The organism is Streptomyces hirsutus, from assembly GCF_001418415.1.
Taxonomy (GTDB): domain Bacteria; phylum Actinomycetota; class Actinomycetes; order Streptomycetales; family Streptomycetaceae; genus Streptomyces; species Streptomyces hirsutus.
The window spans coordinates 1-3053 of record NZ_LIQT01000757.1; the positions used below are offsets into that span (position 1 = coordinate 1).

2 protein-coding genes are annotated in these 3053 nt (G+C 72.5%); both read right to left on the reverse strand.

Annotated elements, in window-relative coordinates:
• Nucleotides 1–2499 (reverse strand): SpoIIE family protein phosphatase (locus tag AOK11_RS38315; protein ID WP_055598207.1); only part of this gene is annotated, 2499 nt, incomplete at its 3' end.
• A gap of 290 nt (nucleotides 2500–2789) precedes the next feature.
• On the reverse strand, nucleotides 2790–3053 hold a 264-nt coding region (locus AOK11_RS38320), incomplete at its 5' end, for an ATP-binding protein (protein WP_167353890.1).

Sequence of the window (3053 nt, forward strand, 5' to 3'; positions counted from 1 at the left end):
GGTGACCAGTTCGCTGACCAGGAGTTCCGTGGTGTCGACGAGGGGTTCCAGGTCCCAGGCGAGCAGTTGGGTGCGGGCGTACTCACGGGCGCGGCCCACGCTGCGGGGTTCGCGCGGCAGTGCCCAGTCGCCGACGGAGTCGGCGGGCAGTCCCTGGACCCTGGCCATGAGCAGCGCGATGTCGTCCTCGCCGTGGTGGGTGTTGAGGGTGTTGAGGACGTGGTCGCAGACGTCCTCCAGGTTCCGGGTGTCGGCGCGCGGCGGCGTCGAGCCGTCGTAGGGGGCGTCACCCGATGGCCGGGCGGGGCCGGTGAGGGCGCCCACGAAGGCCCGGAGGCCCTCGTCGAGGGGATGGTCGCGGCTCTCGACCAGCCCGTCCGTGTAGAGCGCGAGCAGGGCGCCCTCGGGCAGTTCGACCTCGACCTCCTCGAAGGGTTCCCCGCCGACGCCGAGCGGCAGGCCCGGTGGCACGTCCAGCATCAGGGCGGACTCGCCGGGTTCGACCAGGACGGGCGGCAGGTGGCCCGCGTTGGCGAAGGTGCACCGCCTGGTCACCGAGTCGTACACGGCGTAGATGCACGTCGCCAGGTAGATCTCGGAGAGGTCGGCCTCCCGGGGGCGGCGGGCGGCCCGGGTCGCCTGCTGGACCCCGCCGGGGGCGCCGAGGCCCCGGGCGATCTCGTCCAACTGGGAGAGGACCTCGGCGGGTTCGAGGTCCAGCTGGGCCAGGGTGCGGACGGCGGTGCGCAGTTCACCCATCGCCACCGCGGCGCGCAGGCCCCGTCCCATCACGTCCCCGACGACCAACGCGGTGCGGTGTCCGGGAAGTTCGATCACGTCGAACCAGTCGCCGCCGACCTCGCCGGCCCGGCCGGTCGCCGCGCTGCCGGGCAGGTACCGGCAGGCGATGTCGAGGCCGGACGCCTCCGGGTCGCCGGGCGGGAGCAGGGACCGCTGCAGTATCAGGGCGCGTTCGTGCTCGCGCCGGTAGAGGCGGGCGTTGTCGATACAGACGGCGGCGCGCGCGGCCAGCTCCACGGCGAGGTCGCGGTCGCGGTCCCCGAACGGCTCGCTGCCCTTGGTACGGGCGAACTGGGCGAGGCCGACCACCGTGTCGTGGGCGACCATCGGCACGGCGAGCGTGGACCGCACCAGCCCGCCCTCCTCGCCCGGTACGGTCCGCGGGCGGGCGGTGCGCAGGGCGTCCGCGCACGGCGAGTTGAACGCGTAGTGGTGGACGGCGCCGAGCTTGACGGGCTCTCCAGTGACGCTGAACGGCGCGTCGGAGACGGCGCTGGCGAAGGCCACACGGCGCACCTCCGCGCTGCCGTCGGCGAGGCCCGGCGGGGTCTCGTCGCCGGCCAGCAGCCCCTGGTAGAGGTCGACGGTGGCCAGGTCGCAGAAGCCGGGGACGGCGACGTCGAGGAGTTCGCGGGCCGTGGTCTCCAGGTCGAGGGAGTTGCCGATCCGGGCACCGGCCTCGTTGAGCAGGGCGAGGTTGCGTCGCGCGGCGGCGGCCTCGCGGGCGGCGGCGCGGCGGGCCGTGATGTCCGTCGCCAGCCAGGCGATGCCGATGGGACGGCCGCTGCCGCTGTGCACGCGGTACAGGTTGATGGACCAGTGACGGCGTCCTTCGGTGCCCGGCACGAAGCCCGTGACGTGCATGTCCGTGATGGATTCGCCGGTGTCCAGCACCCTGCGCATGGTCGCGTCGACCCGCTCGGCCTCACCGCGCGGCAGATAGTCGTGGACGTCCCTGCCCCGGTGGTCTTCGGGCGTACCGCCGAAGATGGACGCGAACCGCTGGTTGGCGCGGCGAACCCGCAGGTCGGGGTCGATCAGCAGGAATCCGAAAGGAGACTGTCCGAAAATGGCCTGCGAAGCGGCGAGATCCGTCTCGATGCTGCGCAGGGTGCGCACGTCGACGACGATGCAGACGGCCGCCCTCTCGCCCTCCTCGGTGTGCGTCGGCATGACGTAGACCTCGGCGAGGGCCTCTCCGCCGGGCTCGCCGCCCTCCTCCGCCTCGGGAAGCCGGAAGGGGACGACCCCGGTCCACTCCCGGCCGTCGAGGATCTCGGCCATCTTGCGCTGGCCCTGCTCGCGCCGGTCCGGGTCGATGAAGGCCGCGATGGGGTCCATCCCGACGGCCCGCTCCGCCGGGATGCCGAAGATCTGCTCGGCGCGCAGGCTCCACTGGTCGACCAGTCCGTCGGGGCCGATGGAGAAGGACGCGACCCTGATGTAGTCGTACATGGATCCGGGAGGACTGACCTGCCACGTCCCTCCCGGCGGCGGGAACTCGCCGGCGGACGGACGGCCGTCGAAGGGAGTGGCGGAGGACGGGGCGTCGGTGCCGGAGCTGCCGGCGGCCGATGTGTCAGTGGCTGACAAGTGGGCGGACGAGGCATCGCCGGAAGAGAGGCCGTCCGCGGCCTCGGCCCTCGCGCCGTCCGACGGGTCCTTGGACTCCGTGGCCTTCGCTGGTATCTCGCTCACGCGAACCGTCCCCTCCAGCTCACCGCGTCCGGCACCGGTCACCGGGGGCGGCTGCCCGCAGTATCCAGCACTACGGTGCCGCACAACACGGTGTTCACGATCACAGCACAGTCCCGATGCTTTTCGGTCCGGGCTGTGAGAACACTCCCAGTCTTCTAACCAGCGGACACGCCATCGAACCCCCTTCATCGGCAACCATCAGGGGCCTGAACCGGCCGTTCGACAGGGACGGCCCGTACGTACACCGGCGAGGAGCGGCACAGCGCCTCGTTTCAGCCGGGGGCGAACGCTCACTTCGGCACCGCGAGTTCGAACCACACGGTCTTGCCGACGTCGCCGGGCCGGGTGCCCCAGCGGCGGGTGGTGCGGGCGACGAGCTGCAGTCCGCGCCCGCCCTCGTCCCCGGGCCGGGCGACCCGCTCGTGCGGAAATTCCGGCAGCGGGTCGGAGACCTCCACCCGCAGGATCCCGTCGAGGCCGGAGGGGCGCACCAGGCGGACGTCTATGGGGCCGGTGGCGTGCCGCAGGGCGTTGGTGACCAGTTCGCTGACCAG